This window comes from Nitrosarchaeum sp., assembly GCF_025699065.1.
Classification (GTDB): domain Archaea; phylum Thermoproteota; class Nitrososphaeria; order Nitrososphaerales; family Nitrosopumilaceae; genus Nitrosarchaeum.
On the sequence record NZ_JAILWF010000009.1, the window covers coordinates 40,413 to 57,518 of the forward strand.

The window sequence follows — 17,106 nt, forward strand, 5'->3', positions numbered from 1 at the left end:
TCACCTAAGAGCTTATTTTGATGCTAGCGGCTTGGCTAGTAACATTATTTTTGTAATTACGATTAGAGATCAAAACACATTATTAATGAACAATGATTGCAAGATAACACTTGACTGATGAACAAAAAAAGAAGACAGAAACTATGTCATTTAGACTAGACAGTAATATTTTAGATAAGATTAGGAAAGAATCAGAATCTCAAGGAATAAGCTTGAATGTTTTAGCCAATAGGATTTTTTCAAGATATACAGAATGGGATATGTTTGAGCCTAAAGTAGGCATGGTACCAATTGCAAAACCAATTGTAAGTGCATTGTTTAAAAAATTAACTGAGAAAGAAACTGTTGAATTGGCAGAAAAAATTGGACATAGCATAGTATCAGATATTGCAACTTTTATGAAAGGAACTATGGATATTGATTCGTTTGTATCATGGTTTGTAACAAGAATGAAGATTTCAGATTTTGAAATGAATCATACAGAAGAAAATAGAAAACATACCTATATCATAAAACATGATTTAGGATACAATTGGTCATTGTATCACAAAACAGTACTACAATTAATTTTCAATGATGTTTTAGAAAAAAAGATAGATTCTGAAATAAATGACAATATGATGAAAATTGTATTTGAAAAATAATCATACTGACTTTATTGTTCCAGTCATCCATGGATGAAGCATACAATAATAGTCATACAATCCAACTTCAGCAAATTTTTGCTTAAATGTATCGCCTGGCATCATCATTCCAGAATCAAATAAATCGTCTTTACTTGTTACAGTATGAACCGATACGTCTTTGTTTGTCCAAGAAATAGTATCTCCAGATTTTATCTGAGTTAGTTTAGGATAATATGATTTATTGGATGTCTTTACAGCAGAGTCTTTTTCAATATCACAAATATTTGTCTCAATTATTTCAGACTCAACTTGAATTTGAGCTAGAATACTATGTTGTTCATGTCCAGATGTAACTGTAGTTGTTTGCGTAATCTTTGCATCAGAATCTGCTTGTTGTAAATCAGTCAAGATTTGTTTTTGCCAATTCCACATATCAATTGATTTTGTTTTGGAAACATCTATGCCGTCAATTGCATTTGGCGGTGGATTTTTTACATCAAAGTATGCCATTGTGCCTCGTTCCTCAGGAGTTCCGTGTAAATGAAATAGATACCTTCCAGGCTCCTTCCATTTAGCCTCAAATATTGCAGCATTTCCAGGACTTACCTCCCATGTTTGAGTTTTAATTGGTTCATTTTCCCAAATACCAGATATTATAGTATCAAATATTGTTCCATGAATATGAAATCCATATGCAGGTATTGCACCCATGTCAATATAGTATAATCTAACTAACTCATTTGTAACTGCAGGTAATGGGTTAAACCAATATTGATCAGCGTATCCATTAAAGAAAACATAATCTGGTGTCCATGTCTCTTGGTCTTCTAAATCATACTCTCCTTTGACTAGAACATATTCTCTGGCAGGTTCCACTCCTTCTTTTGGATCTACAATGAATGCACCATACAATCCATTTCTGATATGAGATGATACTGGCATTACATGGCAGTGATACATAAAAGCACCAGCTGGTTCTGCAATAAAGTCATAAGTGTATGATTCTCCTGGAAGAACTTCTTGAAATACGCCGTCATTTTTTTCATTATGATCACCATGAAAATGCATTGTGTGCGGTAATTTTCCATTGTTGATAAAATTAATAATCACTCTGTCTCCCTCTGTTGCTCTTAATGTTGGACCAGGGATAGTTCCATTGTATGTCCAAGCTTCAACTCTAGTATCAGGAGCAATCTCAAGTGTAGTATCTTCAGCTATAACAGTATAGGTTCGTGTTATGGGGGAATTGTGGACAGATTGATTTTCTGCAAACGACTGTAATGGAGTATCCATTACGAAAAAAACCATACCAAGGGCAACACCAAAGCATGCAACTACAATCATCATGGTAATAGTTCTGTCCACAAAACAAATGGTTCAACATTACTTTTAATGAAGACGTTTATTGTGCAAACATTTGCTAGTAATTGTATACATCAATCTTATCTGGAATAGATTTTGTAGATTTATCTTGGCACCAAGATGTAAGGGACAATGTGTAGATTTTAAAACAAAACGATTTGACGGAGGATTAAAGTATCAAAATGGACTAAAATGGTGCTCAATTTGTGCCCGTTTTTTGCAAACAGAGTTTATTCGTTGTATTTGTTGTAATACAAAATTACGGGTTAGGGCAAAACATAGAATTGTTAAAAATTTTTGAATAGAAATACACCTGTTGATTTTAATGTATGTTAGGTGCAGATAAGCATGAAAATCAAAATCTAGTTTTAATTTCCCTACACATGAAACTAATTAGCTTGACACTTTTTCTGCCGATTCATCTTTTCCAAATCTTTCAGAAAACTTCCATCCATATTTGATAATATAGGGTGAAAGAAATGTTGTAATTATCGTCATAGTACCAACAAGCGGCAATAACATTGAGCTAGTTACAGAAACATCGGCACCACCTTTTGCAGCAACTAACGCTAACTCTCCCCCTGATGAAGACAATCCAACTCCTGAACGAAAAGATATTTTTTTATTAAATCCTAACAGTTTAGCAGAAATCCAAACAGTAAAAAATTTAGAAGATATTGATACTAGAATAAGTGCAATAGCTGGTAGAATAAACAATGGTAGTTGTTTAACATCCATGAGTGCACCTACAGATATGAAAAATAAAGCTGCAAACATATCTCTGATTGGTATAGCCATTGCTTTTGTAGGAATTCCTATTTTAGTTCCAGCTACAAGAACACCTGCAAAAAAAGCACCAGTAGCAACGGATATTCCAAGCTTAAAGGCAAGCACTGATAATCCAAACGCAAGACCAAGCATCGCTACAAGTATGAATTCATTATGTCCGGTTTTTCTTACAATTCTTGCATAATATGGAACAGTTCTAGTTCCTACCACTATTGCTCCAATTATGAATGCAAGAACAAATCCAATCGCCACACCGACTTCAGTATAAGATAACTGTTCGGTAGCTACAACGGATTGTATAACAGCTAACATAGAAATTATAATTATATCTTCAATTATCGAAACACCCACAATAAGATTAAATGATTTATCATCAACTAATCCCATTTCTTCTAAAACGCGCATCACAATCACAGTGCTTGTTACAGAAATGGCAAGTGCTACAAACATGCTATCAAATGAAGAAAAGCCCATTGCCTGAGCAGCGAAATAACCTAACGCAAAAGTTCCTAAAGCTTCCGCAGATGCGATAATTGTTGCCTTTTTTCCAATGTTTTTCAGTTTTTCTATAGGAAATCCCATTCCAATTACAAATAGCAATACAATAATTCCAATTTCTGCAAAAACATTGAGGATCTCCAGATTTGTAATTAAGCTAAAAGGAGGGGTGTATGGACCAATTATCATTCCTGCAGCGATATATGCAATTACCATTGGTTGTTTTAGCTTAAATGAAATGAGTGCCATGACAGATGCAATTATCATTATGACTGCAAAATCTTGAACAATCAATTCAGAATGAGTAGGCTCTGCAAGAATCTTATTTGCTATTGATCCAAGAATGGAAATAATATCAAATTCCACGCTAATCTATGAATATGATGTTAATTAAACTAATATCAGATATCAGACATAGTATCTAAAATTAATACTTGAAAATAAGTAAAAAAAGATTTTCTTGTGTGAATTTTTTCTAATATTTTCTTTTATTGTATAATGGGTAAGTTTTTCCCATAAACCTGACGAACAGTACGTGGTTTTGCATCTTTGAATATATCATCACAACAAAATTTTATTGAAAATTTAGCCATTTCTTCTAAGATAGGTTGTAAAGCCTTGCCTTTCTTAGTCAACGTATATTCAATTCTAATTGGTTTATCATTGAAAATTTTTTTTTCTATCAAATTGCCTTTTTCCATTTCATGTAATCTAGTAGATAGAGTGTTTGGATTAATTCCTTCAATAGAATTCAGTAGCTCATTGAATCGATGTTGATTTAAAACAACCATATTTCTCAAAATGTGGATTGTGAATTTTTTTCCTATAATCCTGAAGGTATTATCGATTGGTTCACACTTACATTCATCAGAAAGAAAATCAATTATTCTTGGCAACTTAACAAAACCTAACCTACTACAGTTTTGATTACTTTCTAACTTATTAACTTAACTTTCTATATCTACTATGATAAAATGATTGGAGGTGATAATATGACAAATGAATGTAAGTGCGTATGCACTTGTAACTGTTCTTGTGACAGTAAGAGTGGTTGTGATTGTTCAAATGAGTAATCATTATCATTTTTATTTTTTTTTCAAGTAATTTTAGGATTATATCAAATGAATAATGGAAATGACGGAGATATGTGTAAAAAATGATTATTTAGTAATGGAGTTGTTTTGTACCAGATGGATAATGGGTTCAAATTTTTTAATACAGATCTAAGCTTCACGAATATTACTCCTATAGAATTTACTTTTTTGATGGTTAATTAGTTCAATTTTTTCCACATGTATCAATCCAAGTGATTCCAGTGTCAGTGATTTTTTGTTTTATTTATTATGAAATCATTCTAATTCCACATCATAGGACTCTATCATCATTTTGGGCAATAAAATAGACGCAGTAATGCAAAGATAGTCAATGTTCTAGTTTTCATTTTCTTTTCCACCAATAGATAATTCCAAGAATAAAAGATATGCCGATACTCCCAACAAGCAAAGCCAAAAGTATATCCTCTAAATTATTTTTAGGTGTCAAAATATTTGGACCGTGTATTATGTTTCTAGGTTGACAAAGCACTTGACTATTTCTACACATTTCATCTAATTGATTAGTGGGAGGTGATTCAGATTCATGGGATGGCATTATCACCCAAGTATTTTCAGGTAGTGGAATTATTTCACGATTATACTTTATGTACACATTCATAGATTCATCAAATCTTTTGATTTCAGATTCATCAACAACATAATCAAATGAAATCTGAACTTTCATATCTGGAGGCAAAGAATCCCTCATACTAATAGAGGGATAAATTAGCAAGGTATCGGGGATTGCATGATCTTGATAAAACCCCCAATCATCTATGAAATCTTTTGCAGATTCCATTACATAGTTTTCCCAATCTAGATGAATTCCTAGTTTTCTAATGTCATCTTCATTTAAATCTAAATCATAAACCACCCCACAAAAAACATTACCCGACGTTGGACTTCCGTCATATCTTGGACTCCACATAGTGTCACAAATTTCTAATAATTCAGCAGGAGTACATGATTCATCAGCTGAGCCCACATTTTTTTCACAACTAGCATCAACATTAGGAAAAATAAATGAGGTCAGAATAACTCCAAAAATTATCAAAAACCTAGTTCTCATTTTCTAATTCTCCAGTAGTAAAAGATTGAGGTATTATAGGGTAAGCAGGTCTGACAGTAAGATTCACATTTTCTCCAACAATACTTCGGATAAATTTAACATATTTTGGAGCAGATTCTTCATCAAATACTTCATGATGTATTCCAAACTCTAAAGCGTCTCGATGATAATCATATCCTCTATAATGGGATGGCAATAATTCCCACATATGTTCAGAACCGTATTTTTCTTGAGTATCAAATTGGAAATCTCGAAATAGTTGTCTTTTCTCCATTGCATACAAACGTAGTATTTCATCATATGCAGGAACTAATCCTTCATCTTTGAATGTAAACAGGATGTTAGTTTCCCAATCACAGTGTCTTTGGATTAGGGGATTTTCAGGATACCAGACGCATAGTCTTTCTTGGGTTATCTCTTCAGCAGGCATTCCAAGTCGAAGTTTGATTGCTCCTCTTTTGATTAATTCTCCTGCAATTTCACTTGTAACACAAATGGGTTGTAAATCTAGTTTCCATTCTAGCTGTAATGATTCGTTGCATTTGATTAAATTGATTGGTACTCCATCTTTGACTTGTTTTAGGGGCGGAGGAAATTTTTGTGAATCTGAATAATCTGTATTGGCAATATTTACTCCTCCATGGTTTTGCCTGACTACAAATTCTTGCTTAGTGAATGCATCAACAAATTCTACTTCAAGATAATATTTTCCAGATTCGTTAATGATTATGGGTTTATTTTCTTTGTATCCAATTTTGGTTTGTACTGGATTTGGAACAGAATCAGGATCACAGGATATTTCTTCACCCCAACCCAAAATGAAATTTCCATTCTCATCGGTTATTTTTGCATTGTAGGAATTACAATCAGCATTTATCGCCTTTTCTAAAATAAATTGTATTGGTACTCCAACTGTATGGGCATATGAAAAATCAATGAATTTGAGGGTTGATTCTTCGGATATTATTTGAGGAACAGCTAGAGCAGTTGGAATAATTATAATCAGTAAAAACAAGAGAATCACAAAATACTTCATACTGTATGAAACTCGTTACTAATCCTTGAAAAGTTCTTCTAATCTATTGCTAGTCCGATTTGTGACATTTCTAGGGCTCTGTCTATAACTCCCGCGCCATATGCGGTAAAGCTAATTTGAACCCAAATTGTAGTCACATCATAATTGACATAAAATAAAAGATTTGATGTGAACAAAATATAGTATGTTTAACTGATTTGAAAAAACCCGATCCTATCGTACACTTTTTGTACGATTACAGGAAGAAATTACTTGATTATAGATATTTTAAAAATTTATAAAAAAATAGATTCGCAATATACTCAATTACAATGGAAATTCAATGTAAAATGTTGTTCCATTTTTGCCGTCACTTTCAACCCATATGCTACCATTCATAGATTCTATTATTCCCTTACATATTGATAATCCAAGCCCACTGCCCTGAAAATTTCTTGTTTCACTAGTATCAACTTGATAAAATTTACGAAACAGGCCTGATTGTTTTTCAGGTGGTATTCCAGTACCATTATCTGTAACAGAAAATAATATGACATAATTTTCTCTTCTTGCACTAACCGATATCTTTCCATTGTGTTCAGGAACAAATTTTATTGCGTTTTCAATGATATTATCAAATACTTGACGTAACCTATGTTCATCTAAATTAAGTGTTGTTTCTTCAATTGTTGAATTAATTTCAAAGTTTATTCCTTTTTCACTCAATATGTTTTTGTAACTGGATTCAATTTTTATCAAAAATTCACGTATTGAAAAATCTTTGTTTGTAAATGTCATTTTATTTATGTCTAGTTTTCTTGCATCCAAAATATCTCGAATTAATTTTTCCAGTCTCTTTGCATTTCTTGAAATTGTTTCAACAGCTTCTAGCTGATCTTTGTTGAGATTACCAATCATATCTTTTTTGGAGAGCATTTTACAATACCCGATTATTGGTACAAGTGGTGTTTTTAGTTCATGTGAGATCATTGCAGAGAATTCATCTTTGTGTAAAGACACCTGTTCTAATTCGATTAATAGTCTACTATTTTTTTGGGTCATTGTATATGCAAAATAGCCTGAAACTGCAAGAATTATGCTAAATATCACCACCATGGATACAACAAGTCCCTGAGTAACAATTGCAGAGAAAAACAAATCCTGCTGTGGCTGCACAATTATCATACCCCAATTAACAGATCCTACTCTGATTGGACTGTATGATATTATCAGACCGTTTTCAAGTATTGTGTTTTTTTGACCAGATATTGCATGATCTATGTATGAATTGAAAAAAGATTCATCATAATTTTGTGTTGAAGATGTGTCTAGTATTTTTTTCTTGTATTGGTCATAAAAGATAACTTGTAAGTTATTTTGGGATATTAAATTGGAAATTGTGTCTTGAAGGAATTGTAACTTTAACGAACCTCCCCAGATGCCAATCAATGTATTTGCATCGTCATATACAGGTGTCCTGATTGCAACCACGTTTCGTTTAAGGGTTGTAGAGTTGTATACGTCGCTTACATATGTTGATTTTGTATCCATTACTCCCTTGTACCAATCTCTATCTGCAAAGTTCAATCGTGTTACATTTAGCTGATCTGAATATGGTTCCATTATGTAAAAGTCACCGTTTGGCATATGAAATGTTATAAACTCAAATTCAGGATAAGTTTTGAGAATTTGATTAGCAAGTTCTCTTTTCTTTAGATCATAGGTATCAGGAATTCCCTTGTATTCCTCAGATATGTGATTTGAATATTCAGTGTTTTTCACGATTGGTAAATTTCGAGTTACTTCAATTACATTGATGTCGCTTTTTATCTGAGTTTCAATATTTTTTATTGATAGTGCAGCTTGATTGGAGAATCTAGAAACGGCGTTTGATTTTTGGAGTTCTATTATTTGCGTTCCAAAATAAAATGCAGTAATCAATATTGCAATCTCAATTATAATAAGAACAAAAATTATGGGTGGAATTTTCATTTTCAATGTATCATGAATTGACTAATAGATAAAAACGATCATTGTTGTAAAATTGATGTTAAGTTAAATATATAATATTTCACGATATTTCATAAATACTTATATTCGTACTTACAATATTAAGTTATGAAAATTTTACTTATAGATGACAATAAAGATATAACAGAACTGCTTTCAAAATATTTAAGACTAAGTAACCATGAATGTCACACGTCAAATGATGCCAGAAATGGATTAAACATGATTGAGAACCAACATTATGACGCAGTATTATTGGATTTGGCAATGCCTAATTTTTCTGGAATTGACGTGATCAATGCACTAGTTGAAAAAAATACAATACACAATCAAAAAATTATTATTTTTACTGCATCATCAAAACCAAATAATGATTTTACAGAACTAATTAAAATGGGAGTACATTCATGTCTTACCAAGCCTATAGATCCTGATGAATTAGTATCATATATTGAGAATATTGAGATTAAAAACTCTTGAGCATGTTCATAATCAGGTTATATGTTGAGAAGGTATTACCAAAAAAGCTATTTTTATCAAACATAGAACCAAAATCTAAAATTATTTACACAAATAACAACCAGATAAAGATTGCAATTGTAGTGAATTTTTGAGGGGTATCTATGACTGATGATACCAAAGATCAATTAGAAGACAAGATTAAAGATCTAGAACAAGAAAAAGCAATTCTAAAAGAAATTAACAATATTATCGAAAGAAAATCAAAAATTTCTCTAAAAGAAAAAGAACACCTAAAAAAAGAACTAAATACATTAAATCACAATACTAGAGAACTTGAACAAACAAAAAAAATTCTAGAAAAATCGATTATGAAAGAAGAACAAAAAAATGCAAAACTAACAAAAAGAAACATATCCATAATCATTGGCGCAGTAATGATCACTTCCATAGTTTCTCTTGGTTACTCTTTGCTTGTGGCAGATTTGATAGGAAGTGAGTACCGCATGACAAATCTTGGTGATGTGAGATCTGGTTATGTGATACAGAATCTTAGAGGCGATACAATAGATACGTGGCTTTCATGGAGACTAGTTGATGGAGCCACAATAGATGTTAATCTGATCGATGGCATAAAGTACCCTGATAAAGTGGAAATTGTAAGAACCGTACTTCTTTCAGAAGAATCAATTGAAATTGACAATTCGTTACTGCATAAAGGGGTCAAAGGTACTACATCCACATATTATATTGGCTGGGCAGGAGCACTTGGGAGCATAAACAATCCTACTGAATTTCATATTCCTAAAAAATTCAACTTGATAGAATCAATCAAAGGAGAAGGAGACATTACAATAAAACTAACCTCTCAGCGAAATGGTGATGGGTATTCTGGATATACTAAATCAATTGCAGATGACACACAAAATCAGATACTGAAATCAGAGATCACAATATTTGAAGTAGACAAGTTATCAAATGCCCAGTTTGAAACCATATTGAGACATGAGCTTGGGCATGCTTTAGGATTGGCACACTCTACTGCACCTGAAGACTTGATGCATCCCAAAATTGAAACAGATTACCCATACATCTCTAGCTGCGATATTGATGCCATAACATTACTGTATGATGGTGGGGAAAAAAGCGAAGTTACATGTGACATATGATTGGGATATAGATTGGTGGAATGTTTTTCATATGTTATTAACTATGCTCAAATTTTATTAAGTCACATTACATACAAAAAGAGTTGAATGAGCAGGAATTTGATGAGCTTGTAGACAGAATATTTTCAATAGATAAAAAAATACGTTTTGTAGGAATTGTGGACGATAAAGTCAGTCACTATAAAATGAAACAAGGTACGACATCTTACCTCACTAAAGAAGAAACAGAAGAAGCTTTGACAGATGCAATGAAAAGATGGGAAATTAGAAAAAAATATGTTTCAAAACTTGGTGATCCATTTTATGCAATGGCCATGTATGAAAAAACAAAAAGATTCACACTTCCGATAAAAGATGGATTGGTTTGCATAAGTACTGAGATCGACATAGATAATGATGACATGATCAGCCGAGCATTAAATGAAATACAAAAACACTTTCACAGGTGATAGGTATACGTAAAATACTCAAAATTATTCTAGATTTGGGTTTAAGTTTCCAATGGACAACATGATGCACTAGAGAAACAATAACTTCCAGTCAACAATTCTTGGCATATAGGATTTCATCTATTTCTATCTCCATTTAATAGACAAATTCTCACGAGGTCATTTTTGTACCCAAAAAAGGTTCAAATCCAATAATTTTAGAAGTATACTATCGTTAACCAATTAAATCATAATTTTACATTGATTGTTTCATCAATGAATATGAAAATAATACGATATGCAATTTTCACAAAGTCTAATTCTAGGATTTCTTATAATTACTGCAATATCAGGAGTCATTGGAGTAATTTCACTATATCAGTTTGTTACAATTATAGATTCACTCAAAACTACAGTACCAGAATCAATTGATGATTTTAAAACTAAAGCGTCGATTTTAGAAAGTGATAGACTGATAATATATTATGACGAAGTTTTAACACAGTCCGCAAGGAATTATGCTTTTACTCATGATGAAAAATGGAAATTAAGATATTTTCAAATTGAACCAATGTTAGATAAACTAATCAAAGAGCCATATGGAAATGCAAACAACAGTATTTTTTTGGAATTAAATGAAATAAATATTCAACTTGTCAACATGGAAAAAGAGGCAATACAATTAACAGATGAAGGAAAATACGAACAAGCCATATCAATTTTGGAAAGCGATGAGTATACCGAGCAAAAATCACTATACATTGATTCATTAAAGCTTCATGCAGAAAATAACAATTTAGAATATGACGATGGTATAAAATCACTAGAAAATACATCATTGTTACTTTCTTCAAACATAGATAGAGTGACAAAAGAAGGTACGATAGTATTAGAGATTATTTTTCCAATTTTGGTGTTTCTGTCTATTTTTCTAGGGATATTTTTTTCAAAAAGACTAGCAACGCCGATAAATGATTTAAAAAAATCGGTAAAACAGATTGCCGCAGGGAATTTTGATGTAAACATTGCAGCGCATGGACCAGATGAGATCAAGGAATTGATACATGACTTTAAGACGATGGTAATAGAATTGAACAAGATTGACATCATGAAAAATGATTTTTCAGCCATGATCACACATGAGTTAAAAACACCACTAGTTCCAATAATCGGATATGTAGATTTACTTTTATCAAAACACTTTGGAGATTTGAATCAAAATCAAATAGATCGACTATTGAGAATAAAGAATAGCTGCATAAAGATGCAAAATCTAGTCACTGATATTCTAGACATTAATGGAATAGGGACAAATCAATTGAAATTCAATATGGAAATAAATGACATATCATTAATTGTCAAAGATGGCATAGAGCAATTAAAAGATGAATTTGATAAAAAGAAAATTACAATTGTAGAGTCATTGGAGAAAAATCTTATGTGTAATTGTGATAAAGATAGAATAAATCAGGTCATAATCAACGTACTAAGCAACGCAATTGATTTTTGTCCAAAGCAAGAAGGCAGAATTGAGGTAATAACAAATAGGATTAGAAACAACATTCACATTATTATCAAAGACAACGGAATAGGTATTTCAAAAGAAAACATAAACAAAATATTTGTAAAATATTACCAAGTAGACACCACATCAACTAGGGAACATGGAGGAACAGGCATAGGTTTGTCACTATCCAAACTTATTATAGAAAAACATAATGGCAAAATTTGGGCAGATTCAAATGGAATAGACAAAGGGTCAGAAATTCACATTCAGATACCTTCCATATGAGAATTTAATTTTCACGTCTATCTGCATCTTTTTTTTATTACCAAAATGGCAGACGAATTCCTGTGAAGTAGAATCAAATCTTTTTCTATCTACAAAAATGGTTCAAGCCTATACAGATTCGTACCAAAGTCTAGAACAATTTATGAACTTCCTGTGAATCTGTTAATTATATTATGAAATTTTTTATAATCTTGATAATTTTGATTGGATTTGTTGGAATTGCTTATGGCGATACAAACTGTGTCTCGATATGTATTCTTGAGTCGTCATGGGATGGAACCAAATATGTGAATCCAGGTGAGACATATTGGCTCAAAGTTCAAATTCAACCAAGTGAAAAATTACATATCAAAATTTTCTATTATGATGATTCCATAGTGCATGATAAGATTTACACTCCTAATGACGAGGGAATTGTTCTAGTAGAGTACACGAGTCCAAAAAATGAAGACTCGTTATCGTTTTATCGAGTTGCAATGATGGTAGAAAATAACCCATTAAATGTAGCAGGAACGATATTTAGAATTGGGGACACATACCCAACTGATCTAATTCGATTTTCGAGCGTTCCAAATTTACAGGATGCAACATCTGGAGATACCATTCAACTTTTTACTGAATCTAATAGGTGGGATAATCCAATTGAACCGTATTCAAAATTAACCCTTACTTTGATAAATCCACACGGTATTCAAGTTTTTCAAAAACAAGTTACCGCAAATGAGTTGGGTCAATTTACGGATTTATTTACCATCACTGAAAAAGGATTTTACAAATTAGTAGTAGAAGATCAAAAAAGAAGAAACGTACACATATTTCCGTTAAATCATGACACTAAAAAAATAATCACTGCTGAAGGAAAAGATTTTGAGATAACTTTTGGTCATCCTACTAGAGAAGGTATAGAGTTTTCAATTCATAATATGGTTTTTGACCAGCAAGGCAAATCATTGACTGCGTTTGTTGAGAATCCAGCTGAAGACAATGTTCGTTTTGATATAAAAATACCTCATGAATTTCTAGATGGCAACATGACTACAATAGTAGATGGAAATATTAGGACAGATATTGAACAAAAACACATCCTAGGTTATTCTTCAACTTTTTTCTTATTACCTGCTGGAAATCACACAGTTCAGATAATAGGCACATCTGCAATTCCAGAGTTTGAATCAATAGTATTGGTGATTTTAGCTGTTTCTATTCTACCAATTGTTCTTACAAGAAATAAATCTCTTTTAAAATAGAAAATGAAAACTAGACTTTTAGTTGTATGGTTAATTGTAATGGGTTTTGTAGTGCCAATACATGCACAGGATCAACTTTTGACACAAAATCCTGATGAGCCAAATCTGTTTGGATACTTTGTTTTAGCAATGTCGATTGTAATTGTAAGTTCTTTTATAATATTAAAATTCAAGAAATGGAAAAGAAAATGAGATCTAGATGCAAAACATTAGAAGAACTTATGAACTTGTGATTTTTGAAATCATATGTGAATCAATGCAAGAATATCTGTAAGAAATACTCACATGGAAGTAAGAGTACCATATACCAAGATGGAGGTAGTTTTTGTAGAAATTGTGACTATTATTTTGAAGAATGGATTATCAGATGTCCATGTTGTAATACACTGGTGAGACATTCTACTAGAAACAAAAAAGATCAGGACGTGTTACCGAGAATATGAAATATCTTGCAATATTTGCAATTATCTTTACATTATTTCTAATTCCTACAAGTTATTCAATGCTTGAAGGTTCAAAGGCTGTTGAGATTGTTACATTTGGATTGTTTGATACAGAGGAAGGTGGAAATTTGGTTGATCAGCTGTATGTAGGTGAAAAATATTGGTTCTATATTGAATACAAAAACGCATTAGACATACCCCAAGATATTAAATTATTTTTGCAAATGATTGACAAAAATAAACCTGAGAATAATATTCTGAAAAAAATTGAAGGAAATTCAATTTTAGAACCATCTACTGGAATATTTAATGGGATGGAAGATGGTTTTACATGGACTCCCGAATATCCAGGTCAGTTTAAAATAACTGCAACATTTACTGCTCTTGATAACCCTCTGATTGAAGTCATTACTCACCAGTATGACTTTGTTGTAATGGATAGACCCTCATTAAAACAGCAAATTAAAGACGCCATTCCACTTGATGATATAATCTGTAAAATTTCAACTCACTATTTGGTTAAACGAAATAATGACAAATTAGCTTGTATTGATTTGAACACTGCAAAAAAACTAGACTTGAAACCAATTGACTCCAATGTGATGTTTTTGGATTCGGATATGAAAGAATCTCTGTCAGTGCGTTACAAAAACCAACCTGAAGTTGTGGCATTTTATGCAACATATCCTGATACAATAGAAGAGGTAAGAGATGATCATATCTCCTATGTTGCAGGAAGTGATGATGGATTTAAAGTTCGAATGAAGTTATTTTTTGATGATAAACACAATCTTGATCATATTGAGTTTCACTGTTATTATCAAAAAATTCACCAGTTAGAACTTGCACAAGAGGATCTAGCAACAAAATTAGAAAAATACAATTGTAAAGAATACGCCGAGTCAAAAAATGAAAACTAGATACAAAATAATATTAATTGCAATTGTACTTTTAGTAATTATAATACTTGCACTGATATCTAACAGATATGTTGAATTAAATAATGAATCTGGTGGTCGTTTTAACTATCAGGATACTGTGCAAATAATCGATGACACCTATCTTGGTAAAAATATTTCACAATGGCAAAAGGAAAGCAATGATAGTTTAATGTCATACCATGCCATACATGGAGATTCATTTTTTGTAAATCTCGGAGCCCTTGTTATTAAAAATGAAATGATTCATCACCTAGAAAAACACAACATCCACCTCACAAATTCTGATTTTAAAGTCCATAGTGGGATGATGTTAACTTCGTTGCCTCCACATGTAGGCTTTGAGGCATTTGTCAATAGTACTGATGGCAATACATATCGATTATCGGGTATGACTATGAGGGCAACAGTAAATGAGCCTATACACATAACTAAATTACAATTCTTTGATACAAGTAAAGAACTACCACTAGAATCAATATTGAGTCAAAACAACACAATTATCATTTATGGAAGAAATAATGAGCCTGAAGTAAATCCGAGAAATTTTCTTATTAGTGGAAACTCTGAGATTGCTGTTAATTTTCAAAACAATGCACTAGTGCCAATTAGAATTCAAGGTGATGGTGACTGGCAAAATCCAAACTGGTATGGTCCAACAGTTTTACCTCTAACTACTGCAACGATGAATTTTGAAAATTATGGTGTTTATGAGTGGCACTCTCGAACATTACCAGTTCCTGGAAGTATAGCATCTGATCATATGGGTGGCGGTGTAATCCATATCATACCTGATGATATGGGTAAACTAACTTTTCAAGACAAGGAAAACATTGGAATTGCCATTTTACAAAACTCTGAAATACCTTGGGGTGGTATGTGGTCAAACAATGATGGAATTATGATTGACTTTAACAGAGCAATATTTGATGCACTGCCAAATGCAAGAGAGTATTACAAAGCAAGGGCTGAACAACTAATACCATTTGACATCCCAATAATCATTGAAAAACCCTGAATGAAAAAATGGTTATTTAGACATTGGAAAACATTATCATTAATTCTTGGATTTTGGATAGGACTGTACCTGTTTTTTTGCAACTACCGTTATGATGTAAAGAAAAGAAATGATTTTACCCTTGATGTCGAGAACAAAATGCTAGAACACTTTATGAATCTCTTACCGCTTCTGAAAAGTAGATATGAAATACGTCTTCATTTTATTATTGCTAGGCAGTATTGCACTCGTTTCTACAAATGATGCTCAAGCAAATGAACAAGAATGCATTCCAGTTGAAATATCGTATACTGTAATTGATGATGTTTTAATTCAATTTTGTAAAGTAAGTGATTCAAACATTCTCATGGGTACCACAACCACATCAAGTGAGGGTACAGCATCGATTCAGGTTCCAAGAAAAATCATTGATGCATTATTGGGAAACTGTGAGTCTGATACACTTCTTATGTTAATCAACAATGTTGAGCCAAATGCCAATGTAACTGACACTTCTACTCACCGCATTATTGATGTAAATTTACCAAAGGGAGCAGTAAAACTAGAAATTATAGGATCTAGTCAACTAGTATACCCACTCCCAACACAGTATTGTGGTTCTTCTCATGGATATGAGTCAAAGTTTGCACCGCCGCTAAAACAGATCCAATCAGGTGTTCCATTTTCAAACATAGCATGCAATGACACAAAGACTAGAATTTTCAAATATAGTGCCATGAGTGTGTCTTGTGTAAATCCAGACACGGTTTCAAAATTAATTCAAAGAGGATGGACAAAAATTATTCCAATAGAATCCGAAATTAAAAGTTCTTCATCTTTTCTTGTAACTCATAACAACTCAAAATATCCTACATGGTATTCAATATACGGAGCAGTCATAAATTCAATTCAAAAAGAAAAAGATGCAGGATATTTGAATATTAAATTAAAATCATCTCATGACGGTCATCTTTTCATTATTGTCTCAAAAGAGATAATTGGTGAAAAAAAACTTGGATGGGATGGTGATTTTATAGTGTTAGTAGATGGATTGGAAGTTGCTTTTAGAAATGACAGGCCTAGCATTTCATCTAATACTCTGGTAATTCCAATTACTGCAATGTCTAAACTGGTACAAATAATTCCAATGTACCCAATATCTGGTTAGAA

Annotated in this window: 16 protein-coding genes; 10 read left to right on the top strand and 6 right to left on the bottom strand. The window is 32.1% G+C overall.

Features of this window, described 5'->3' with window-relative positions; translation table 11 throughout:
* The first annotated feature begins 110 nt into the window (after positions 1 to 110).
* Positions 111 to 644, top strand: coding sequence for a hypothetical protein (locus K5782_RS09480; protein ID WP_007551190.1), 534 nt, complete (start codon positions 111 to 113; stop codon positions 642 to 644).
* Here K5782_RS09480 and K5782_RS09485 read toward each other — a convergent pair whose 3' ends face one another.
* The 6 genes from K5782_RS09485 to K5782_RS09510 form a co-directional block, all read right to left on the bottom strand.
* A complete protein-coding gene (locus K5782_RS09485; RefSeq protein ID WP_297466078.1) occupies positions 645 to 1,973 on the bottom strand; it encodes a multicopper oxidase domain-containing protein in 1,329 nt (442 codons plus the stop codon). It lies immediately after the preceding gene.
* 408 nt (positions 1,974 to 2,381) lie between these two features.
* On the bottom strand, positions 2,382 to 3,641 hold the full coding sequence (locus K5782_RS09490; protein WP_297466050.1) for a cation:proton antiporter: 1,260 nt from the start codon (positions 3,639 to 3,641) through the stop codon (positions 2,382 to 2,384).
* Between the two features lie 122 nt (positions 3,642 to 3,763).
* A complete protein-coding gene (locus K5782_RS09495) occupies positions 3,764 to 4,171 on the bottom strand; it encodes a helix-turn-helix domain-containing protein (RefSeq protein WP_297466051.1) in 408 nt (135 codons plus the stop codon).
* Between the two features lie 541 nt (positions 4,172 to 4,712).
* On the bottom strand, positions 4,713 to 5,438 hold the full coding sequence (locus tag K5782_RS09500) for a hypothetical protein (protein WP_297466052.1): 726 nt from the start codon (positions 5,436 to 5,438) through the stop codon (positions 4,713 to 4,715).
* Positions 5,428 to 6,453 (bottom strand): hypothetical protein, encoded by a 1,026-nt coding sequence (locus tag K5782_RS09505; protein ID WP_297466053.1) that lies wholly within the window; start codon positions 6,451 to 6,453, stop codon positions 5,428 to 5,430. The genes K5782_RS09500 and K5782_RS09505 overlap by 11 nt, the downstream gene beginning before the upstream one ends.
* A 327-nt stretch (positions 6,454 to 6,780) precedes the next feature.
* Positions 6,781 to 8,445 carry a sensor histidine kinase gene (locus K5782_RS09510; RefSeq protein ID WP_297466054.1) on the bottom strand — a complete coding sequence of 555 codons (1,665 nt, stop codon included), beginning with the start codon at positions 8,443 to 8,445 and terminating at the stop codon, positions 6,781 to 6,783.
* 126 nt (positions 8,446 to 8,571) lie between these two features.
* On the opposite strand from K5782_RS09510, the gene K5782_RS09515 reads away from it, so the two are divergent.
* From K5782_RS09515 to K5782_RS09555, 9 genes are all read left to right on the top strand, one after another.
* Positions 8,572 to 8,943: a response regulator gene (locus tag K5782_RS09515; RefSeq protein ID WP_297466055.1), complete on the top strand. Its 372-nt coding sequence runs from the start codon at positions 8,572 to 8,574 to the stop codon at positions 8,941 to 8,943.
* Positions 8,944 to 9,086: 143 nt separating this feature from the next.
* Positions 9,087 to 10,091, top strand: coding sequence for a matrixin family metalloprotease (locus K5782_RS09520; protein ID WP_297466057.1), 1,005 nt, complete (start codon positions 9,087 to 9,089; stop codon positions 10,089 to 10,091).
* Positions 10,092 to 10,174: 83 nt separating this feature from the next.
* Positions 10,175 to 10,540 (top strand): hypothetical protein, encoded by a 366-nt coding sequence (locus K5782_RS09525; RefSeq protein WP_297466058.1) that lies wholly within the window; start codon positions 10,175 to 10,177, stop codon positions 10,538 to 10,540.
* 277 nt (positions 10,541 to 10,817) lie between these two features.
* The gene (locus K5782_RS09530) at positions 10,818 to 12,311 is read left to right on the top strand and encodes a HAMP domain-containing sensor histidine kinase (protein WP_297466059.1); all 1,494 of its coding nucleotides are present in this window, start codon (positions 10,818 to 10,820) and stop codon (positions 12,309 to 12,311) included.
* Between the two features lie 191 nt (positions 12,312 to 12,502).
* Positions 12,503 to 13,558, top strand: coding sequence for a PEFG-CTERM sorting domain-containing protein (locus K5782_RS09535; protein ID WP_297466060.1), 1,056 nt, complete (start codon positions 12,503 to 12,505; stop codon positions 13,556 to 13,558).
* 3 nt (positions 13,559 to 13,561) lie between these two features.
* Positions 13,562 to 13,750: a hypothetical protein gene (locus K5782_RS09540; protein WP_297466061.1), complete on the top strand. Its 189-nt coding sequence runs from the start codon at positions 13,562 to 13,564 to the stop codon at positions 13,748 to 13,750.
* A gap of 247 nt (positions 13,751 to 13,997) precedes the next feature.
* On the top strand, positions 13,998 to 14,921 hold the full coding sequence (locus tag K5782_RS09545; protein WP_297466062.1) for a hypothetical protein: 924 nt from the start codon (positions 13,998 to 14,000) through the stop codon (positions 14,919 to 14,921).
* Positions 14,911 to 15,957, top strand: a complete 1,047-nt coding sequence (locus K5782_RS09550; RefSeq protein WP_297466064.1) for a hypothetical protein — start codon at positions 14,911 to 14,913, stop codon at positions 15,955 to 15,957. Before K5782_RS09545 ends, K5782_RS09550 begins: the two co-directional genes overlap by 11 nt.
* 184 nt (positions 15,958 to 16,141) lie before the next feature.
* On the top strand, positions 16,142 to 17,104 hold the full coding sequence (locus K5782_RS09555; RefSeq protein ID WP_297466065.1) for a hypothetical protein: 963 nt from the start codon (positions 16,142 to 16,144) through the stop codon (positions 17,102 to 17,104).
* Positions 17,105 to 17,106 lie beyond the last annotated feature (2 nt).

Coding starts and splice junctions, on each gene's coding strand:
- K5782_RS09485 (WP_297466078.1), bottom strand. CDS start 1,973: ATGATGATTGTAGTTGCATGCTTTGGTGTTGCCCTTGGTATGGTTTTT.
- K5782_RS09500 (WP_297466052.1), bottom strand. CDS start 5,438: ATGAGAACTAGGTTTTTGATAATTTTTGGAGTTATTCTGACCTCATTT.
- K5782_RS09510 (WP_297466054.1), bottom strand. CDS start 8,445: ATGAAAATTCCACCCATAATTTTTGTTCTTATTATAATTGAGATTGCA.
- K5782_RS09515 (WP_297466055.1), top strand. CDS start 8,572: ATGAAAATTTTACTTATAGATGACAATAAAGATATAACAGAACTGCTT.
- K5782_RS09520 (WP_297466057.1), top strand. CDS start 9,087: ATGACTGATGATACCAAAGATCAATTAGAAGACAAGATTAAAGATCTA.
- K5782_RS09530 (WP_297466059.1), top strand. CDS start 10,818: ATGCAATTTTCACAAAGTCTAATTCTAGGATTTCTTATAATTACTGCA.
- K5782_RS09540 (WP_297466061.1), top strand. CDS start 13,562: ATGAAAACTAGACTTTTAGTTGTATGGTTAATTGTAATGGGTTTTGTA.
- K5782_RS09545 (WP_297466062.1), top strand. CDS start 13,998: ATGAAATATCTTGCAATATTTGCAATTATCTTTACATTATTTCTAATT.
- K5782_RS09550 (WP_297466064.1), top strand. CDS start 14,911: ATGAAAACTAGATACAAAATAATATTAATTGCAATTGTACTTTTAGTA.
- K5782_RS09555 (WP_297466065.1), top strand. CDS start 16,142: ATGAAATACGTCTTCATTTTATTATTGCTAGGCAGTATTGCACTCGTT.